This is a genomic window from Thalassospira marina (assembly GCF_002844375.1).
Lineage (GTDB): Bacteria > Pseudomonadota > Alphaproteobacteria > Rhodospirillales > Thalassospiraceae > Thalassospira > Thalassospira marina.
In genome coordinates this window covers 640,856-660,938 of sequence record NZ_CP024199.1, presented here as the reverse complement: position 1 = coordinate 660,938, position 20,083 = coordinate 640,856, and the positions used below count along the sequence as shown (strand labels likewise).

General features: G+C 55.6%; 19 protein-coding genes. 13 read left to right on the top strand and 6 right to left on the bottom strand.

Annotation, left to right across the window (positions count from 1 at the left end):
• The first annotated feature begins 6 nt into the window (after positions 1-6).
• Positions 7-1,404, top strand: a complete 1,398-nt coding sequence (locus CSC3H3_RS02925) for an aspartate aminotransferase family protein (RefSeq protein WP_101263704.1) — start codon at positions 7-9, stop codon at positions 1,402-1,404.
• A 113-nt stretch (positions 1,405-1,517) separates the two neighbouring features.
• Here the strand turns inward: CSC3H3_RS02925 and CSC3H3_RS02920 are convergent, their stop codons facing one another.
• The 5 genes from CSC3H3_RS02920 to CSC3H3_RS02900 form a co-directional block, all read right to left on the bottom strand.
• A complete protein-coding gene (locus CSC3H3_RS02920) occupies positions 1,518-2,246 on the bottom strand; it encodes an SDR family oxidoreductase (protein ID WP_101283591.1) in 729 nt (242 codons plus the stop codon).
• Between the two features lie 27 nt (positions 2,247-2,273).
• A complete protein-coding gene (locus CSC3H3_RS02915) occupies positions 2,274-3,539 on the bottom strand; it encodes a sugar ABC transporter permease (protein ID WP_101283589.1) in 1,266 nt (421 codons plus the stop codon).
• A 4-nt stretch (positions 3,540-3,543) separates the two neighbouring features.
• A complete protein-coding gene (locus tag CSC3H3_RS02910) occupies positions 3,544-4,359 on the bottom strand; it encodes an ATP-binding cassette domain-containing protein (protein WP_101263701.1) in 816 nt (271 codons plus the stop codon).
• Between the two features lie 77 nt (positions 4,360-4,436).
• Positions 4,437-5,489 (bottom strand): ABC transporter substrate-binding protein, encoded by a 1,053-nt coding sequence (locus tag CSC3H3_RS02905; protein ID WP_101283587.1) that lies wholly within the window; start codon positions 5,487-5,489, stop codon positions 4,437-4,439.
• A 356-nt stretch (positions 5,490-5,845) separates the two neighbouring features.
• Positions 5,846-6,961 (bottom strand): LacI family DNA-binding transcriptional regulator, encoded by a 1,116-nt coding sequence (locus CSC3H3_RS02900; RefSeq protein WP_101283585.1) that lies wholly within the window; start codon positions 6,959-6,961, stop codon positions 5,846-5,848.
• Between the two features lie 529 nt (positions 6,962-7,490).
• Here CSC3H3_RS02900 and CSC3H3_RS02895 point away from each other — a divergent pair.
• The gene (locus CSC3H3_RS02895) at positions 7,491-7,874 is read left to right on the top strand and encodes a hypothetical protein (RefSeq protein WP_101263698.1); all 384 of its coding nucleotides are present in this window, start codon (positions 7,491-7,493) and stop codon (positions 7,872-7,874) included.
• A gap of 633 nt (positions 7,875-8,507) precedes the next feature.
• Positions 8,508-9,263 (top strand): SDR family oxidoreductase, encoded by a 756-nt coding sequence (locus CSC3H3_RS02885; RefSeq protein WP_101283582.1) that lies wholly within the window; start codon positions 8,508-8,510, stop codon positions 9,261-9,263.
• 87 nt (positions 9,264-9,350) lie between these two features.
• Here CSC3H3_RS02885 and CSC3H3_RS02880 read toward each other — a convergent pair whose 3' ends face one another.
• The gene (locus CSC3H3_RS02880; protein WP_101283580.1) at positions 9,351-10,394 is read right to left on the bottom strand and encodes a TRAP transporter substrate-binding protein; all 1,044 of its coding nucleotides are present in this window, start codon (positions 10,392-10,394) and stop codon (positions 9,351-9,353) included.
• 219 nt (positions 10,395-10,613) lie between these two features.
• On the opposite strand from CSC3H3_RS02880, the gene ehuR reads away from it, so the two are divergent.
• From ehuR to CSC3H3_RS02830, 10 genes are all read left to right on the top strand, one after another.
• Positions 10,614-12,011: a MocR-like ectoine utilization transcription factor EhuR gene (ehuR, locus tag CSC3H3_RS02875; protein ID WP_101263694.1), complete on the top strand. Its 1,398-nt coding sequence runs from the start codon at positions 10,614-10,616 to the stop codon at positions 12,009-12,011.
• Positions 12,012-12,214: 203 nt separating this feature from the next.
• On the top strand, positions 12,215-12,748 hold the full coding sequence (locus tag CSC3H3_RS02870; RefSeq protein WP_245881251.1) for a TRAP transporter small permease: 534 nt from the start codon (positions 12,215-12,217) through the stop codon (positions 12,746-12,748).
• Between the two features lie 15 nt (positions 12,749-12,763).
• Entirely contained in the window at positions 12,764-14,047 is a 1,284-nt protein-coding gene (locus tag CSC3H3_RS02865; RefSeq protein ID WP_101263693.1) for a TRAP transporter large permease, read from the top strand.
• 88 nt (positions 14,048-14,135) lie between these two features.
• A complete protein-coding gene (locus CSC3H3_RS02860; protein WP_101283578.1) occupies positions 14,136-14,918 on the top strand; it encodes a maleate cis-trans isomerase family protein in 783 nt (260 codons plus the stop codon).
• 14 nt (positions 14,919-14,932) lie between these two features.
• The gene (gene eutB / locus CSC3H3_RS02855) at positions 14,933-15,961 is read left to right on the top strand and encodes a hydroxyectoine utilization dehydratase EutB (protein WP_101283576.1); all 1,029 of its coding nucleotides are present in this window, start codon (positions 14,933-14,935) and stop codon (positions 15,959-15,961) included.
• A gap of 3 nt (positions 15,962-15,964) precedes the next feature.
• Positions 15,965-16,957, top strand: coding sequence for a cyclodeaminase (locus CSC3H3_RS02850; RefSeq protein WP_101283574.1), 993 nt, complete (start codon positions 15,965-15,967; stop codon positions 16,955-16,957).
• A gap of 31 nt (positions 16,958-16,988) precedes the next feature.
• A complete protein-coding gene (gene doeA, locus CSC3H3_RS02845; protein ID WP_101263689.1) occupies positions 16,989-18,170 on the top strand; it encodes an ectoine hydrolase DoeA in 1,182 nt (393 codons plus the stop codon).
• An 87-nt stretch (positions 18,171-18,257) separates the two neighbouring features.
• Positions 18,258-19,262, top strand: a complete 1,005-nt coding sequence (gene doeB / locus CSC3H3_RS02840) for a N(2)-acetyl-L-2,4-diaminobutanoate deacetylase DoeB (RefSeq protein ID WP_101283572.1) — start codon at positions 18,258-18,260, stop codon at positions 19,260-19,262.
• The gene (locus CSC3H3_RS02835) at positions 19,259-19,753 is read left to right on the top strand and encodes an Lrp/AsnC family transcriptional regulator (RefSeq protein WP_101283570.1); all 495 of its coding nucleotides are present in this window, start codon (positions 19,259-19,261) and stop codon (positions 19,751-19,753) included. The genes doeB and CSC3H3_RS02835 overlap by 4 nt, the downstream gene beginning before the upstream one ends.
• A 78-nt stretch (positions 19,754-19,831) precedes the next feature.
• On the top strand, positions 19,832-20,056 hold the full coding sequence (locus CSC3H3_RS02830) for a hypothetical protein (RefSeq protein ID WP_101283568.1): 225 nt from the start codon (positions 19,832-19,834) through the stop codon (positions 20,054-20,056).
• The last annotated feature ends 27 nt before the right edge of the window (positions 20,057-20,083 follow it).

Sequence of the window (20,083 nt, the reverse complement as noted above, 5' to 3'; positions counted from 1 at the left end):
AAGACAATGAATGTGATCAAAAACAACACCGCCGAATTGCAGGCAATGGACCGGGCGCATTTCATGCATCCGTCAACGCATATGCGCCAGCATGCCGATGGTGAAACCCCCAGCCGCATCATCAATGGCGGCAAGGGCATTTACATTCATGACACCGAAGGCAAAGAAACCCTTGATGCCTTTGCCGGTCTTTATTGTGTAAATGTGGGTTATGGCCGCACCGAAATCGCCGATGCCATTTATGCCCAGGCCAAGGAACTGGCCTATTACCACACCTATGTCGGCCACGGGAACGAACCGATCATTCGCCTGTCCGAGCGCATCATCAAAAGCGCGCCCGAAGGCATGCAGCGCGTTTATTACGGTATGTCCGGGTCGGATGCGAACGAAACCAACATCAAGCTGATCTGGTATTACAACAACATCCTCGGTCGCCCGGAAAAGAAAAAGATCATCTCGCGCTGGCGCGGCTATCATGGCTCGGGCATCATGACCGGCAGCCTCACCGGCCTTGCCACCTTCCACAACGCGTTTGATTTGCCGCGTTCACCGGTCCTGCACACCACCTGCCCGCATTTCTACTGGAATGCCGAAGCCGGTGAAACCGAAGAACAGTTCGCCAAACGCTGTGCCGATGATCTGGAAAAAATGATCCTGCGTGAAGGCCCCGAAACCATTGCTGCCTTCATTGGCGAGCCGGTTATGGGCACAGGCGGCATCATCACCCCGCCGAAAGGCTATTGGGAAGCCATCCAGGCTGTTCTGAACAAATACGACATTCTGCTGGTTGCCGACGAAGTCGTCACCGCCTTTGGCCGTACCGGCAGCTATTTCGGGTCCCAGCATTACGGCATCAAGCCGGACCTGATCACGATTGCCAAGGGTGTTTCCTCGGGCTACCTGCCGCTTTCGGGCGTCATCATTGGCGAACGGGTCTGGAAGGTTCTCGAACAGGGTTCGGACAAAATGGGCCCCATCGGCCATGGCTGGACCTATTCGGCCCATCCGGTGTGTGCAGCCGCGGCCAATGCCAACCTTGATATCGTCGATGGCGAAAACCTGACGGGTAATTCCGCCGATACCGGGGGCTATTTCCAGAAACTGCTGCGCGAAACCTTTGATAACCACCCGCTGGTGGGCGAAGCACGCGGCGTTGGCCTGATGGCCGCCCTGGAATTTGTTGCCGACAAGGACAAAAAGGAACGCTTTGATGCGAACCTGAAAGTCGGCGCCAAGGTTTCGGCCGCCTGCCTTGAACGTGGCATGATCGCACGCGCCATGCCGCATGGCGATATCCTCGGCTTTGCCCCGCCGCTTTGCATCACCAAGGCCGAAGTTGAAAAGGTTGTCGATATCGCCAAACAGGCCGTCGATGCCGTAACCGACGAACTGGCGGCCAAATAACCCGTTTGCCCACGGCAAAACGTAAAACCATCAAAGAACGGGCCGGGCATTTTGAAATTTGCCCGGCCCGTTTTTTCTGTTTTATCGCTTTATCAGGGCCGCTGATCGCAGCCTTACAAATCCACACTTTGCGGTAAAATCACCAGATCGCGGATCGTCACGCCGCGCGGGCGACTTAGCATGAAGATAACGGCATCAGCCACTTCGCACGGCTGCATCAGGCTGCCATTGGCAAGGGCTTCTTCCATTTTGGCCTTTGGCCAGCTATCAAGCAGGGCGGTAACGACCGGGCCAGGTGCCACGGCCCCCACCCGAATACCCTGATCGGCTACCTGCCGGCGCAGGGTATGGACAAAGGCCTGCACGGCAAATTTGGACGCGGTATAGATCGGCTCCCACACCACCGGCACCAGCCCGGCAATCGAACTGGTTACGATGATATCGCCGCTTTTGCGTTCCACCATGTGGGGCAAAACCGCGCGGATGGACCGAAAGGCCGCATTGATATTCAGGTTCAATACCCGGTCCCATTCATCAGGGTCGCCTTCGGCCACTTTGCCCCCCACATAGGCCCCGGCATTGGCATGAAAAATATCAAGATGCCCGACCTTTGCGATGATCCCGTCGAGGATGCCATCCACAGCCTGGTTATCCATCAAATCCACCACCATCGGCATGGCATTGGGGCCAAGTTCGGCGCAAATCTGGTTCAGTCTGTCTTCGGCCCGGTCGATCAGAACAACACGACAACCGGCCTCAAGCAGATTTCGCGCACATTCCAGACCGATCCCTGACGCGGCACCTGTGATCGCCGCGGTTTTTGCATTCAGTACATTGGTCATTTTCAATTTCCTGGTTTTTCTGCCTGATCAGGCGCGGCCGTGTGAAACGCGGCTTTGGCGGGCAAGGCTGTCAACGATGACAGCAATGGCAAGCACGCAACCGGTGATCATGTAACGCAGCGAGGATGACATGTTCAAAAGGGTCAACCCGTTCGAGATCGACTGGATAACAATAATGCCCAGTAATGCCGACCAGGCCGAACCACGCCCGCCAAACAGGCTGGTGCCGCCAATGACGGCTGCGGCAATGGCATTAAGGTTTACATCACCCGTTCCGGCCTGCTGGCTGGCCGATGCCAGACGCGCCGATGACAAAACCCCGCCCAGTGCAGCAAACAGCGAACACAGCGCAAAGGATGTAACATAGATGAAATTGACATTGATGCCCGCGCGCCGTGCGGCTTCGGCATTGCCCCCCACCGCCTTGACGGACCGGCCCCACCGGGTGCGGGTGAAAACATAATTCATCACCACAACCAGCATGGCAAACAGGCCAAACATCCACGGCACGCCCCGCCCGAGATTGAGGTAGAAAATCGCGGCTTCAAACAGAACCGTCACCACCAGCGCCTTGATCATCAACCCGCCAACCGAACCGGTTGAAAGATTGGCCGCCTGGCGTTGTGCCCGTGTCCGCATGCCCATCACGACCATGCAAATCCCCGGCAACACCGCAACCAGATGTGACAGCCAATCTGGCATCATCATCAACTGGCCGAAATTCACCATCGCCGAACCATAAGGCAGGTTGATCGACCCGGTCGCGCCGAGCAGATAAAGCTGCAAGCCCAGCAGCGCCAAAAGCCCGGAAAGGGTCGAAACGAAACTGGGCATGCCAAGGCGGGTCCGCAAAAGCGCATAAACCGCGCCAATCACCATTCCCGCAACAAGGGCCGCCAGAATGGCCAGTGGCAGGGCAACACCCTGATTAACCCACAAAACACCGATCAGGGCAGAACCCACCCCGCTCATGGAGCCAACCGAAAGGTCGATTTCACCAAGTTTGAGAACGCAAACAATCCCCAGCGAAATCACCCCGACGGTCGAGCAGTCAAACAGCAGATTGACCAGATTGTTGGGTGTTACAAACAGGGGATTAATCGCGGTAAAAACCGTCCAGATCACGATCAGGCCAACAATCACCGGCATAAAGCCAAGATCACCAGCCTTGATGCGATCAACCAGTGCGCCGATCATTTCAGCAATATTATTGGCATGTTTGACGCGCGTATCACGGCGGTCCAGCAACCCTGTTTCAGGGGTTTGCCCTGTCATACTGTTTTCTTTGTTCATGATTTTACCCCTGCATCCCGGCGCCAACAGCAGCAGCCTGCCGGCTGGCCCGTCGCGTTACGGCATTGTCCACCGCCCCGGTAATGGCACCGACCAGTTCCTCGTTCGAGGATTGCGGTGAAAACACCCCGTTATTGCGCCCCAGCCGCAACACCACGATGCGATCTGCAACGGCGCGCACATCTTCCATATTGTGGGAAATCATGATCACGCCCAGGCCCTTGTCACGCACCCGTTCCACCAGGTTAAGGACCTCGGCGGTTTGCGCCACGCCGAGGGCGGCTGTGGGTTCATCAAGCATGATGATTTTGGGGTTTAACAACAGGGACCGCGCAATTGCCACTGTCTGGCGTTGCCCCCCCGAAAGCGAGGCAATTGGTTCGCGCACACTGGGAATGCGGGCTGCCAGTTCATGTAAAAGCTCCCAGGATCGCACCTCCATCGCAACTTCATCAAGGTGCCAGGGGTTGCGTTCCTGCCCTAAAAAGATATTGGCAACCACATCCAGGTTTTCACACAGGGCCAAATCCTGGAATACGGTGGCAATGCCCAGATGCAGCGCATCACTTGGCCCCTGCATCGTCACGGGTTTGCCTTCAAAATGGATGGTTCCCGAACTGGGGGCATGCACACCCGAAAGCACCTTGATCAACGTTGATTTGCCCGCGCCATTATCGCCCACAAGGGCCACAACTTCGCCGGGATGCACATCAAGTTCGATATTGCTTAGCGCGGAAACCGCACCAAAATTCTTTGAAATGCCCTTCAGGCTCAGGATCGGTTTTCTGTCCTTGGCCGATTGGGGGGAAATATCTGTCATTGTATCCCGCTCATGCGTTTGGGTTATTCGGGATAACCGCCCGGCGGCATTCACCGGGCGGTCGCTCGCGAAGCGGGTTACTTGATGTTCAGTTCCTTGCACCCTTCGGCATAACGGCCGGTGCACAGCTCGTCTGCGGTCTGAATGCCCTTGTCGATAATTTCGGCTTTCAGGTTTTCACGCGTGACAACGGCGGGCACAAACAGTTCCGACGGGGTGTCATAAAGCGTGGTTTTGGCTTCGGGCGTTTCCCCGTCAAGGAATTGCACGGCAACACGCGCCGCCGCCTGGGCCACAATTTCAGACGGTTTGGAAATGGTATTGTACTGGTCGCCCGCAATAATCAGCTGCAGGGCGGCAATCGTCGCATCATTGCCGGTAACGGGCGGCAACGGGTCAACGCCTGCGGCTTTCAGTGCTGCAATCGCACCGCCACCGGTGCCGTCATTGGCGGCAACAATGCCGATAATCTTGTCGCCAAAACGGGTGATCTGGCCGCTGGCCCATTCCTGTGCCTTGGGCGGTGCCCAGTCCGGGGTATCAAATTCGGCAAGGGTTTCATATTTGCCCGATGCAATCCCGGCATGGATACCATCCTTGATCAAGCCAGCGGCCGCATCGGTGGGCGAACCGTTAATCTGCAAAAGGCCGCCTTTGTCGGTCGATACACCCATCTTTTCCAGGTGTTTGACCAGGGATTCAGCAATCGCCTTGCCAATGCCTTCATTGTCAAAGGAAACGTAATAATCGGCAGTTTTCGCCGGAATGGGCCGGTCATAGGCAATGACCTTCACATCCTGGCTTTGCGCCAGCGCGACCAGCGATGCCGCGGCACTGGAATCAACCGGGTCGATGACAATAACCTTCGCGCCCTGCGTCAGCACGGAATTGAATTGCTGCTGCTGGCGCGCAACATCGGCATCGGCATTCTGATAAATCACCTGGCAATCCGGGCAGATTTTGGCCATTTCGGCCTTGAAACCCGGGAAATCATGTTCTTCGTAACGGGTAGATGCCTGATCAGGCATCAGAAAGGCAACGGTGCCCGATGCCGCCATGGCAAGGGGGGCCTGCATAAGGACAGTAGCAGCGACAACTGCCCCGGCCAGGATGTTCTTATTCTGGTTCATTTTGTTTCCTCCAGCTGATATGCGATCCCCCAACACCTCTTGCGGGTGTTGTTGAAGACCGGTTGGTTTCCTGAACAACCGCTGCTATTCTCCGTTACGTAAGGATCAGGTCCGCCCGTGCCCCTGACACGCAAGCCGCTGCAACGGCGTGTGTGTCATTTCAGGGACAGGCGGGTAAGCGATATCCCGGCCGCTTCGGTCAGTGGATGTTTCAGGATGATCTTGCGGACGCGCGGGGCTGTTCACGGCATCCCGCGCGTTTGTTTTTAATCGTTATATATTTTCCTTTTCCTCCCGTTGATCATCGCTGCAGGCTTTTGCGCCTGTTCTGCTTTTCCCCGGTCGATGGTTTCGACTCAGTGGATTTTCTTTGTTGTGCCGTTATTTGCCATCGCGGGCTGCGCCAAACGCGACGCGCCGTCAGGATCGCGCACATCATCCCGTTCGGCCTGTGCTGCCCCGGTCACATCACGCACCGATGCCCGCACAATCAGGCTGGCATTCAGAACGGTCGGGGTAACAGGTTCGCTATTTCCGCCTTCCATCCGCTTGCGCAGGCGGCGCCAGGCGGTTTCGGCAATTTTATCGGCAGGCTGGCGGATCGCGGTCAGGCCGGTATTGCGGGCCGACATCCAGGCATAATCGTCAAAAGCAACAATCGATGCCCGTCTGGGAATATCGATCCGGTGTTCTGCCAATGCCGACAACACGCTAAGCGTCGTGACGTTGGTCAGGGCAATCAGGGCTTCGGGCAGGGGGTTGCGCTCCATCCATTCCACAAGGGTACGTGTACCCCGCGCAATATCGGCCCCCAGATGCAGGATGGTCGGATTTTTGCCTGTTCGCGCCCGAATGGCGGCCACGGCCCCCTCCGTTCTTTCGGCAATTGGCGGGTGGTCAATTTCCGAAACCGCAATGCCAATCGATGTGTGGCCCCGCTCCAAAAGGTGCAAAGCGGCAATTTCGCCAGCTTCGCGGTTATCAATCGTGACGGTGTCGGCAATGGCATTATCGGTTGCCACGCGGTCAACCAGCACCATGGGCAGGCTTTTTTGGGCCTCGATCAGTTCCTGCGGGATTCGGCTGGAACAGGGCACGGCAATAAGCCCTTCAGGCCGCCAGGATAATAGCGCTTCGAGCCGCGATGATTCCGCCGACTGGTCATTATGGGGGCTGGCAATGATCACGTCATAACCATCGGCCGATGCCAGGGTTTCCAGCCGCGATACAATGGTGGCAAAGAAGGTGTCGGTCAGATCGGGGATCAATACCGCAACAATCCGCGTGCGCCCGGACCGTAATTGCGAAGCCGCCCGGTCCAACTGATACCCCAGTTTTTCGGCAGCCTTATGCACCCTGTCTTTCAATTCGTCGTTAACCGCTTTGCGCCCGGAAAACACATTCGATACCGTCGCGGTCGAAACCCCGGCCAGTGCCGCCACTTCCTTGATGGATGGTTTTTTCCGCGGCATCGCTGTCGCCTTCCGTGACTGTTAAACGTTTAACTGTTAATCGTTTAACACAGCGCGATTGAATTTGACAAGATGAAATATTTCCCTGCGTTCATCCACGCATCAACGCAAATAAACCGCCGCCAAACCCCATATTTTCCCAATTAGAATCAGTCAATTAGATGGCAGCAAGGCCAAACCTCAGCCTGGCTGCGCATCAACCAGACCAGAAATTTTGCACACCGGTCTTAAACCCCGAAGCCCAAAATGATCACTGAAAATCACCCGTCACAAACCTGCCATTAACCAGATAGCGACAGAGCCGTCAGACACGACCAAGTGAACCGTTACACCGCTGCTCAGGACCACAAAAGAAAGAAATCTACATTCCTGATCGCATTGCAACATCACGGAAAAGGATCTGAAAACAAAAGTACATTAACTTTTAATTGTATTAATTCGTAAGATTTATTAATTATACTTCTATAAAAATAACTATACCCATCAGGGGCGTGAGCACTGCCATCAGACTAGTAAAATTGGAACTGAAATGACCAACTTACCCCGCCTCTGCTGGACGGTTGCGGCATGCCTTGCTTTTTTGGAAATGCTTTTCAGCCTGCAGACATTCATCACCGGATTTGGCAGCGATGCCCTGCTGCCGGGCACCAATTACCTTAATCTCAGCGGCTGGATCGGCCTTGCATTATACGGCACCTATTACCGCATCAGCCGCCGCTCGTTTGACGGCCTTGATAAATTGCAGGTTCTTCTGGCAGTAATCGGCACGCTTACACTTGCCGCAGGCACAACAATTACCAATATCGGCGGCCCATCCATCCCCATGCTGTTTGGCATTGTCATTCAACTGGTTTCGATGGGACTGTTTGCCTTTATCACCCTCAAACGCCCGCTGCCGATGCTTGCGGTTTAAGCCTGTTTACCGCCCATCCCCAAAAAATGACGCGACAGGGGCCAGTGCGCCCCTGTTGTCTTTGGTGCGAAATCGCGCACACCACATTGACATAAAAATTCACCCGCGATAATTTACCTGCACAGTCTGGCCTACCATTCCCAGCCTGTCGTAGGCGTTACCGTCATCCAACGCGCCCTTTGTCGAGAAGGTCCCAGCAGGGAAATCTCGAAACAGGAAAGGCGCGTGGTGTGACTTCAATCATGTTCATATTTGGCAATTGTTGTTTTGCAGGCTTTAAAACAGCCCCGATTCCGGGCCTGTTTATGCAATGCGTGCGCCCGGTTTTCATCCGATCGCTGTTTTATAATCGCGATGGCAACCCGCCTGTTCCTGCCAAAACCCCACACCGCAAAATTGCCCGGCAACATAACCCCAGCCATCCCGGCAGGGCTGTTTATGGCTGGCAATTTCGGTGTGATTTCCCTTTTCGCTGCGCGGCATCAAACGGGCATCACCGCCGGTTTTCGCGATTGGCACGGGTGATCAACAGGGTACAAAACCGCCTGTTGTCATCCCCGTCGCCCATCAATCTGCACTTGCCCCTGCAATGGGCAAAGCACCACGCAGCATTCTGACCAAGGAACATGAACAATGAAAATGACGGGCAACACCATCCTGATTACCGGTGGCACCAGCGGCATTGGCCGCGCCCTTGCCTATGCGCTTGATGATCTTGGCAACAAGGTAATTGTCACTGGCCGGCGCGAAGCCCTGCTTGAAAGCATCATGCAGGAACGCCCCAACATCACCGCCCTGCCCCTGGACATCACCAGCACATCATCCCTGAATGCCCTTGCCGAAACGGTGCAAGCGCACTTTCCGGCGTTAAATGTGCTGATCACCAATGCTGGCATTTCAGCGGGCGAAGACATGACCGACGATAACTGGTCCACAAGCACCGCCGAAGATATTATCCAAACCAACATTACCGGTGTGCTGCGCACCGTTGCGGCCTTCCTGCCCCTGATCAAACAGCAGGATAACGCAACCATCATCACCACCAGTTCCAATCTGGCTTTCATCCCGCGTGCTGCATTTCCAACCTATTGCGCCAGCAAGGCATTTTTGCATTCCTGGCTTCAGTCCCTGCGCCATCAGCTGCGCAATATCCCGATCGAGGTTCTGGAACTGGCCCCGCCCTACGTGCAAACCGAACTGACCGGCAGCCAGCAGGCATCAGACCCGCGCGCCATGCCGCTGGCCGAATATTGTGCCGAAGTCATTGGTCTTCTGGCCTATGGCAACCTGCCCAATGGCGAAATCCTGGTACAGCGCGACAATGCCCGCCGCCATGCTGAACGCAATGGCGAATATGATGCGTTCTTTGCCGCAATGAACCCGGCGTAACCCCCCATCCCGGCAACAAACACAAGAAAACCCCCGCAGCAAAACTGCGGGGGTTTGATATCGCGAAAAAGCAACAGCGATCAGAGATTACATCTCGCCGAGTTCTTTTTCTTTCTTGCTGATTTCATCGCGCAGATCCGTCAGAACCTGCTGCGTGTCACCACCAACTTCATCAACCAGCTTGTCGCCAACACCCTTGGAGGCTTCCTCGAACTTGGCGCGCTGATCGGCATCAAGCTTGATAACTTTGATGTCCGGCTTTGCTTCCTTGATCTTATCAAGGGCCTTGGCATTCAGGTCAGCCTGCGCCTTGAAGATGTAATCATCAAGTTCGGCCTTCACATCCTTCAGAAGCGCTTTGCGGTCATCCGAAAGGCCTTTATAGAAGGCGTCATTGGTCACCACGGTGGTCGTGTATTGCTGCTGACCGGCATAAATCAGGTAATCGGTCACTTCATAGAATTTGGCACTTTCGATGAAGAAAATCGGGTTTACCTGTGCGTCGATCACGCTGGTCTGCAGGCCCGAATAAACTTCGCCCCACGGCAGGGCAACCGGGTCCGCACCAAACGATTTATAGCTGTCAATCAGGATCGGCGAGGTCATCACGCGGAATTTGACGCCGTCAAAATCCTTCGGTGCTTCAACCTTTTTCTTGGTGGTCCATACCATTTCCCCTTCGGGATACATGGTATAAAGCTTCAAACCCTTGCTTTCGAAATCCTTGGACAGGCCCTTATAAATCGTCGGGCTTTTTGACAGGATATCCTTGTTCACGTCGTTATTTTGCGACAGCAAATAAGGAACACCAAATACCTGGATCTCGGGAACAAAGGTTCCAAGGTGGCCCGGCGAAGCATTCGAGAACTGGATCGCCCCCGAAGCCGTCAGCTCGGTAATATCGTTTTCGGTGCCAAGCTGGCCATAGGTGTAAATGGTGACATCCACATCACCACCGGACTTTTCCTCAACCAGTTCCTTGAATTTCTGGGCGTACAAATCCTGGACGTCGCCGGTGCTTTCTTCGATGGCGAATTTCCATTCTTCGGCCTGCGCAGTCATTGCCGTACCTGCAACCGCAAATACGGCTGCGGCAGACAGGGTCGCCTTGAAGAGCTTTGTCAAACTCATTACAGAAGTCTCCCTTATTGTGCCACTCCAACCCTGCGTCCAAACAGAGCAGGCGGCGGTTTGCATAGATACGTCGTGTGCTTGAACGCTCGAAGTTTTGAAATGTTCCTGCATCAGGTCAATGAGTGTTTTGTTTCATGACAAAAATATAACGACCCTACCCAAAACGCCCCTTGCCATGTTAGGGTGCCGACAAAACAAATGGGTGGAACGAGTAAAATGTGGCTACCGACGACTGATCTGAGTGGTGATACCGGCCCGAAATACAAGGCGCTGGTCGAAGCGATCATTACCGACATCGAGTCTGGCCGCCTGCGCCACGACGTCCGAATGCCAACCCATCGCGACCTTGCCTATCATTTGAAAGTCAGCGTTCAAACCGTCAGCGCGGCCTATAAGGAGGTCGAACGCCAGGGCTATCTGCGATCCGAACGGCGGCGGGGCACCTTTGTCCAGGCACGGCTGACCGACCGGGCATCGTCCTTCATCCTTGACAATCGCCAGCCTGACCTGATCGACCTGTCGATTGTCCGTTCCGCCTATACCGATTTTCACAATGACCTGTCGCGCCAGCTTCATCGCCGCCTGGCCGATGACCCGCACCATCCCTGGATGGAAAGCTGCCGCCCGGTTGCCGGTTTTGACTATCACCGCGAAGTTGGCGTCAAATGGCTGGCAGGTATGGGGCTGGCAGCGGAACCATCCCACACCATCATCACCAATGGCGCGGCACAGGGCATTTTCATTGCCCTTGCCTCTATCGTGCAGCCCGATGACGTGGTTTTGACCGAAAGCCTGACCGACCATGGCGTGATCGGCACAGCCAGTGTGCTGCGTTTCAAGCTGGGCGCATTGCCAACCGATGATGAAGGCATCATTCCCGAAGCATTTGAACGCGAATGTCAGCAACGCGCCATTCGCGCCCTGGTCATCACCCCCATTTACACCAACCCCACCAATTGCCTGATGGGGCTGGAACGGCGCAAACGCATTGCCGAAATCGCCAGCCAGCACGGCGTTTACGTGATCGAGGATGATGTTTACCGCCCCCTTCTGGAACAAAGCCTGCCGCCCATTACCAGCTTCATCCCGCAACTGGGCTTTCATGTTTCCAGCCTGACCAAAATTGTCATGCCCGGTTTGCGCACCGGGTATCTTGTTGTTCCCAAACACCTTTCGATTCGCGCCAGCAGCGTTTTGCGCGTAACCGGCTGGATGGGCACCCCCCTGATCGCCGAAATTGGTGCCCGCTGGATCGAAGATGGCGTGGTGGCCCAGGCCGTTACCGTGCAACGCGCCCTGATGCGCGAACGCCAAAGCCTGGTTGCCGAAATTCTGGGCGATGCCGTGGTGCGCCATCACCCCACATCACTTTCCGCCTGGGTGCGCATCCCCGAACACTGGCAGGAGGAATGGTTTGCCTCCGAATTGCGGAAAAACGGTGTTGCCGTCACCATTTCCGACCCGTTCATGACCGTAAAGGTCAAACGGCCCAACGCCATACGTGTCTGTGTTGGTGGCGCCATCGACACGCCAAGCCTGCATCGCGGATTAATGCAGATCCGCCATACAATGGAACAGATGCCCGGCGTTCACGCCTTCGATGTCATGTATTGATTTTGTCATGACACATAAATTCCATTGAACCGTTCAAACACGTTTCTATTCTGACCTCTGTCGCGAAGCAGACTGATATCTGTGGGAGGGAACCGTTCGTATAGTGATGCGTTCCAAAACGAATGTCTCGCACGCGAAGTCAAGGAGGTCGTATGTCTGGATCGAACGGAGAAGCGCCCGTTGAATCACGAACGGCGCTATACGTGTTAAGAAAAATCGACGACTGGCTATCGGTTGTCGAACGCCAGTTGCTCGGCTGGAGCATCATCATCATGGCAATCAACACGGTTGCCAATGTCGTTGCCCGCCTCTGCTTCAGCTCCAGTCTGTTTTTCTCCGAGGAACTCAACACATTCCTCATCATCCTGGTTACCTTTGTCGGCATTTCGGAAGCGGCGCGCATGGGGCGACATATTCGCATGTCAGCCTTTTCCGACATGCTGGGACCGGTCGCCAGCAAAGTCCTGATGATCATTGTCACCCTGGGAACGGCCCTGTTGCTGTTCATTCTGGCATATTATTCAATTGATTACGTTGCCGGGCTGGTCAAAACCAACCGCCTCACGCCTTCGCTGCGCATTCCCATGTATCTGACGGTCCTTATTGTTCCCTTCGGTCTGACCGTGACCGGCATCCAGTTTGTTCTTGCCGCCCTGACCAACATTCTCAAGCCAGGTGTCCACCTGTCTTACCGGGTCGAGGATACGTACGAAGACAACCTTGATACGCATCTTTAAGGGGGCAGGAAAACAATGGATCTAGGTACAACAATCATCATCGTCATGCTGGGCCTGCTGTTGCTGGGCTTCCCCATGATGGTTCCGCTTGCATCGGCCAGTGTCATTGCCTTTGCGTTTTTCATGCCCATCCCGCACCAGATCATCATTCAGCAAATGGTCAGCGGCATCAGCCCGGTCGCCCTGATCGCGGTGCCGATGTTCATTTTTGCGGCGGATATCGTCACCAAGGGCCACACGGCAAGCCGCCTGATCGACCTTGCCATGACCTTTGTCGGCCATGTGCGTGGCGGCCTTGCCGTCACAACGGCGCTGGGCTGCACTCTGTTTGGTGCGGTTTCGGGTTCTACCCAGGCCACCGTGGTTGCCATGGGGGGGCCGCTGCGCCCCAAAATGCTGGAAGCGGGCTACAAAGACAGCTTCACCATGGCGCTGATCATTAATGCCAGCGACATCGCCTTTCTGATCCCGCCTTCCATCGGCATGATCGTGTTTGGTGTGGTTGGCAAGGTGTCGATTGGTGAACTGTTTATCGCCGGTATTGGCCCGGGCGTTCTGATTTTGCTGCTGTTTTCGGCCTATTCGGTCTGGTACGCCAAACATAACGATATCCCCACCATCCCGCGCCGCACCTGGGCGGAACGCGCCAAGGCCGTTGTCAATGCCGGTCCGGCCATCATGTTCCCGGTACTGATCGTGGGGGGCATCTATCTTGGCTGGGTCAGCCCGACCGAAGTTGCCGCTGTCTCGGTGATTTATGCCATCATTCTTGAAGTTGTCATTTTCCGGTCCGTCAAATGGTCGGAACTTCTCGAAATTGCCCGTTCCACCGGGCTGATTACGGCGGTTGTGTTTATTCTTGTCGGGGCAGGTACGACATTCTCGTTTGTCATTTCCTTTGCCCAGATCCCGCAGGCCGTGATTGGCGCACTGGCGCTTGATAGTGCGGGTCCCTACACCATCCTGTTTGCCATCTCGATTGCGTTTTTCATTGGCTGCATGTTTGTCGACCCGATTGTCGTCATTCTGGTGTTAACCCCCATCTTCATGCCGCTGGTCAATAATGCCGGGATCGACCCCATTCTGGTCGGGACTCTGGTGACTTTGCAGGTGGCAATCGGCTCGGCAACACCGCCCTTTGGCTGCGATATTTTCACAGCCATCGCCATATTCAGGCGACCCTATGCCGAAGTCATCAAAGGCACGCCGCCTTTCATCTGCATGCTGTTGCTGGTTGCCGTTCTGCTGATTTTCTTCCCGCAGATTGCAACCTTCCTTCCCGAAACCGCCTTCCGCTAGGAACGTTTTCCGCCCCGTCATAACCGGGGCGGAAACCCTGGAATTCCGGCTTTGGAAACGACGTTACTGTTTTGACGGAGCATATCCGATGTCAGCACTTACCGGCATCAAACCAGAGCTGGCCAATATAAGCTACAAACCCGACCCGGTCGCCCCTTCCGGCCGGGTCGGCCTGATTACACTTGCCACCGATTTCAACAGCGAAGATGACCTGCGGCGCATCCTGCCTGCCGATATCGGGCTGTTTACCACCCGCATTGCCAATGCCAACCCCATCACGGTTGACAGCCTGCGCGCCATGGCCGATGACCTGCCCCGTGCCGCGCGCACCATTCTGCCCGGCTTTGGCGTTGATGTTGCCATTTTTGGCTGCACATCGGGCACCGCGGTTAATGGTTCCGCCCGGATCGAGGCTTTGATCAACGAAGGCATGCCGGGCTGCCGGGTGACCAACCCGCTTTTGGCATCGCATAATGCCCTGCAGGCTGTTGGGGCGCAAAAAATTGCCATTGTCGCCCCCTATATCCTTGATGTGACGGCAACCGTTGCACATGGCATTGCCGATGCCGGGTTTGAACTGACAAACGTTTTGGGCTTCGGCCTTGAAAACGACCCGGATATGACGGCCATTCCGCCCGATATCCTGATGGCTGCCGCCATCAAGGCCAATAGCGACGATGCCGATGCCATTTTCATTTCCTGCACCGCCATTCGTGCAGCCGAAATCGCCCAGCGCACCGAACAGCTTTTGGGCAAGCCGGTAATTACCAGCAACCAGGCCCTGATCTGGCACGCGCTTGGCCTGATGAATTACCAAAAACCGGTCACAGGCTTTGGCAGCCTGTTTGACCACACGCCACCAACCGCCTGATAAACGAGGTCGCAATGAAAGAGCCGATCACCCTTGGCGATATCCTTGCTGCCCGCAAGCGCATCGCCGGGCATGTCATTCACACGCCCCTTCGCCCCAGCCAAAGCCTTTCTGACCATGTCGGAAGCCCCGTCTGGCTGAAATGCGAACATCAGCAATATACCGGCAGCTTCAAGCTGCGCGGGGCGGCCAATGCAGTTTTAAGCCTGAATGACGACGAAAAAGCCAAAGGCGTTGTCGGTGTTTCAACAGGCAATTATGGCCGTGCCCTTGCCAATGCGGCGCGCAATGCCGGGGTTCGCGCCGTCATTTGCATGTCCGAACTGGTCCCGCAAAACAAGGTCGAAGGCATCCGTGCGCAGGGTGCCGAAATCCTGATTTCCGGGCAATCGCAGGACGAAGCCCAAAAAGAAGTTGATCGCCTTGTGAATGATGAAGGCATGATCATGCTGCCACCCTTTGACCATGCCGATGTTATTGCCGGTCAGGGAACGCTGGGTGTTGAAATCCTGGAACAGTTGCCCGATGCCGAAACGCTTCTGGTGCCGCTTTCGGGCGGGGGGTTGCTGGCCGGTGTGGCACTGGCGGCCAAATCGATCAACCCCGCCATCCGGGTTGTCGGCATTTCGATGGAACGCGGCTGCGCCATGATCGAAAGCCTGCAGGCAGGCAAACCCACCGCCGTTCGCGAATGGCCCAGCCTGGCCGACAGTCTGGGGGGCGGCATTGGTGAAAACAACATTTACACCTTCGATATGTGCGCCGATCTGACTGATGATTTTGTGCTGGTCAACGAAGCCCAGATTGCCGATGGCATCCGTGCCGCCTATGTCGATGACCAGCAGGTGATCGAAGGGGCCGCCGCCGTTGGCATTGCCGCTCTTCGCGCCGGATTGATCGATAATCCCGGCCGTACCGTGGTGCTTAGCACCGGCTGCAATATCGATATGGGCCTGCATCGCCGCATCATTGGCGGCGAAGATGTTGACCTCGCCCGCGAAGCCGAACTTTCCCAACCAGCATCCCGTGCAAAGGGACATTAAACCATGCCCACAATCCGGATACTGACCGAAAACGACCTGCGCAAGGTCATCGCGCTGGACCTTGACGCCATTGATTGCGTTGAAAACGCGTTCCTGGCGCTGGCAACCCGCGATGTGCGAATGCCCCCCATCCTGCGCCTTGATATCGACGACCATAACGGCGAAGTCGATGTCAAAACCGCCTATGTTCCGGGCCTGGACAGCTTTGCCATCAAAATCAGCCCCGGCTTTTTTGATAATCCCAAACTGGGCCTGCCGTCGGTTAACGGGTTGATGAACCTGTTTTCCGCCAAAACCGGCCTGCTGGAAGCCGTATTGCTAGATAACGGCTATCTGACCGATATCCGCACGGCTGCTGCCGGGGGTGTTGCGGCCCGGCATCTGGCCCGTGCCGATGCCAGCCACGCCGCCATTTTTGGTACCGGCGTTCAGGCCCGCCTGCAGCTCACCGCACTAACCAGAATCCGGCCGGTCAAAACCGCCACCATCTGGGGCCGCGACATTGCCAAGGCGGAAAAAACCGCCCGCGACCTTAGCCGCGATCTCGGCATCGCCGTTGCCGCCACCGATGATGGCAAATCAGCCTGCGAAAATGCCGATATCATCGTCACCACCACCCCGGCCCGCGAACCGATCGTGCAGGCAGACTGGGTAGCACCGGGCACCCATGTCACGGCCATGGGGTCGGATGCCGAACATAAAAACGAAATTGATCCGGCCCTGTTTGCCAGGGCGGATCTTTATGTCTGCGACAATACGGCACAGTGCCGCATCCTTGGCGAACTTCACCATGCCATTGATGCCGGTCTGGCTGATGCCCAAAGCCGCCAGACAGAACTGGGTCAGGTCATTGCCGGATCTGCGAAGGGGCGCAGCGACGCCCGGCAAATCACGTATTGCGACCTGACCGGAACAGGTGTCCAGGACACCGCCATCGCCACCCTCGCCCGGCAAAGATGCGACGCATCAGATGCCGGCACCGAGATCGTTTCCTGATTAGGGCGTTGCCCTGCTTTGGAGGCCTGCAATGAGCCAGGTTGAATTGAATTTTACGCGCGAAGAATATGCCGTGCGGCTGGATAAAACCAAGAAAGCCATGGTGGAAAAAGGCATCGATCTTCTGATCGTGACCGATCCGTCAAACATGGCCTGGCTTACCGGCTATGACGGCTGGTCGTTTTATGTCCATCAATGTGTCGTGATTCCGATCGAGGATGACCCCATCTGGTATGGAAGGTCGCAGGATTCAAACGGTGCAAAACGCACCGTTTACATGCCCCATGACCGGATCATTCCCTATCCGGACTATTTTGTGCAAAACCCCACCCATCACCCGATGGATTACCTTTCCGAGATCATTGAATCCCGGGGCTGGGGCACGCGCAATATCGGCGTAGAGCTGGACAATTACTATTTTTCGGCCCGCTGCTATCTGCAACTGCAAACACACCTGCCCAACGCCACCTTCAAGGATGCCACCGCCCTTGTGAACTGGCAGCGCGCGGTAAAATCCGAACAGGAAATATTCTATATGCGCCAGGCAGCGCGCATTGTCGAATATATGCATGAACGCATCATCGAAGTCGTCGAACCGGGCATGCAGAAGAACGAACTGGTGGCGGAAATTTACCGTACCGGCATCGTCGGTGTTGAGGGCATTGGCGGTGATTACCCCGCCATCGTGCCGCTTTTGCCATCGGGCGTCGATGCCAGTGCCCCGCACCTGACCTGGGATGACAAACCCATTCCCAACAATGCCGGCACATTTTTTGAAATTGCCGGCTGTTACAAACGCTATCACGCGCCGCTTTCGCGCACGGTTTACCTTGGCGAACCCGACCAGCGTTTCCTGGATGCCGAAAGTGCCCTGATCGAAGGCCTCCAGGCCGGGCTTGAGGCCGCAAAACCCGGCAATGTCTGCGAAGACATCGCCAAGGCGTTTTTTGGCGTGTTGCAAAAATTCGGCATCGAAAAAGACAGCCGCTGTGGTTACCCCATCGGCCTGTCCTATCCGCCGGACTGGGGCGAACGCACCATGAGCCTGCGCCCCGGCGACCGCACCGTTCTGGAACCGGGCATGACATTCCATTTCATGCCGGGCCTGTGGTTTGAAGACTGGGGCATTGAAATTACCGAAAGCCTGATGATCACGGAACAGGGCTCCAAAACCCTGACCAACTTCCCGCGTCAGCTCTTTGTGAAAAACTAGGCCGGTCATCCAGCCCTTTCACCATTCGATAAACGGGGGTTGCCGACGGTCGCGGCAACCCTGCCTTTTCAATCAAGGATACGGCCAATGACAACAAATCCTTCGCCCATCACCCCAACCATCCCGCTTGATACGGACGGGGTTTTTCACGGCTTTTTAAAGCTGCCCTATTCGCGCGATGATTCCGCCTGGGGTGCCGTCATGATCCCCATCACCGTTATCAAAAACGGCGCGGGGCCAACGGCTCTGCTTACCGGTGGCAACCACGGGGACGAATATGAAGGCCCGGTTTCGCTGTTCAAACTGGCCAGCAGCCTTGCCGCAACCGAAATCACCGGGCGCATCATCATCCTGCCTGCCATGAATTACCCGGCCTTCAAAAATGCGTCGCGCACCTCGCCAATCGACAAGGGCAACCTTAACCGCACTTTCCCCGGCCGCCCCAATGGTACGGTAACGGAAAAAATCGCCGATTATGTTTTCCGCTATCTCGTGCCCGAGGCGGACTTTGTCCTTGATATGCATTCAGGCGGCAAAACGCTGGATTTCGTGCCTTTTGCCGCGGTCCATGTTTTGGCCGATAAAAAACAGGAAGCCGCCTGCGTTGCCGCCATGCACGCCTTTGGCGCCCCCTATTCAATGATGATGCTGGAACTGGACAGTGTCGGCATGTTTGACACCGTCGTTGAAGAAGCTGGCAAAACCTTTGTTACCACCGAACTGGGCGGCGGCGGTGCGACAACGGCCGAACGGGTCGCCATTGCTGACCGTGGTGTGCGCAATTTCCTGATCCATGCGGGCATCATCCCCGGCGAAATTGACCTGCCCGATCAAAGCATCATGCTGGATATGCCCGATGGCAGCTGTTTTGTTGCCAGCGAAAATACCGGGCTGTTTGAACCCTGTGTGGATTTGGGCGAAACCGTTAAAAAGGGTGATATCATTGCCCGGATTTACGACACCGAACGCACCGGCATTCCCGCCACGGTTTATACGGCACCGCGCGATGGCATCCTGTCCTGCCGCCATTATCCCGGGCTGATCAAAACCGGCGACTGCCTTGCTGTCATTGCTGATGTGGTGCCTGCATGATCCGGCTTGATGAACAGGATCTGAAGATCTTGCTCACGCTGCAACGCGAAGGGCGCATCACCAAGGTCAAACTGGCCGAGGCGGTAAACCTTTCGCCCAGCCCCTGCTGGGAACGGTTAAAACGCCTGGAAGATCTGGGCGTTATTTCCGGCTACCATGCCCGTATCAATTTGGAAGAACTTGCCCGCCCGACCATGGTGCTGACCGAAGTCACCCTGCGCCATCACCAGCACGAGGATTTCGCCACCTTTGAACGTGCCGTTCAGGATATTCCCGAAATCATCGAATGTTTCGCACTGGGCGGCGGCGTTGATTACATGCTGAAAATTCTGTGCCGCGATGTCGATTCCTATCAGCGCCTGATTGACCGTTTATTGATCGCAGGCATCGGAATCGACCGCTATTTCACCTATATCGTGACCAAAAAGGTAAAATTTACCCCCGATCCCCCACTAGAATCGCTCATTCATCAGCCCAAACGGCAAAAATAACCCAAAATCGGGTGTTTTTACCCCGCCCCAAAGGCAAAAAGCCCTGCATCGCCATTCGCTGGCGGCAGGGCTTTTATTTTGGCCGATAAAGCCGCCCTGCCCTGCAATGCAATATTAGCATATGCCACTGCATTTTTTACCGTATTTCAAAAACTTAGACATCGATTAAACATCTCGAAATGGCGTTGTGTCCATGCACTGCAAATTAAAAAAGAACAGCCGCGTAAAACACCGCAAAAATTAAACTATTTGGCGAAATGGGGGCAAAAAGCGGCCAAAAAGCCCTATTTACCCGGTGATTAGCCGTAATATTGCCCAGCGCCGTCATTA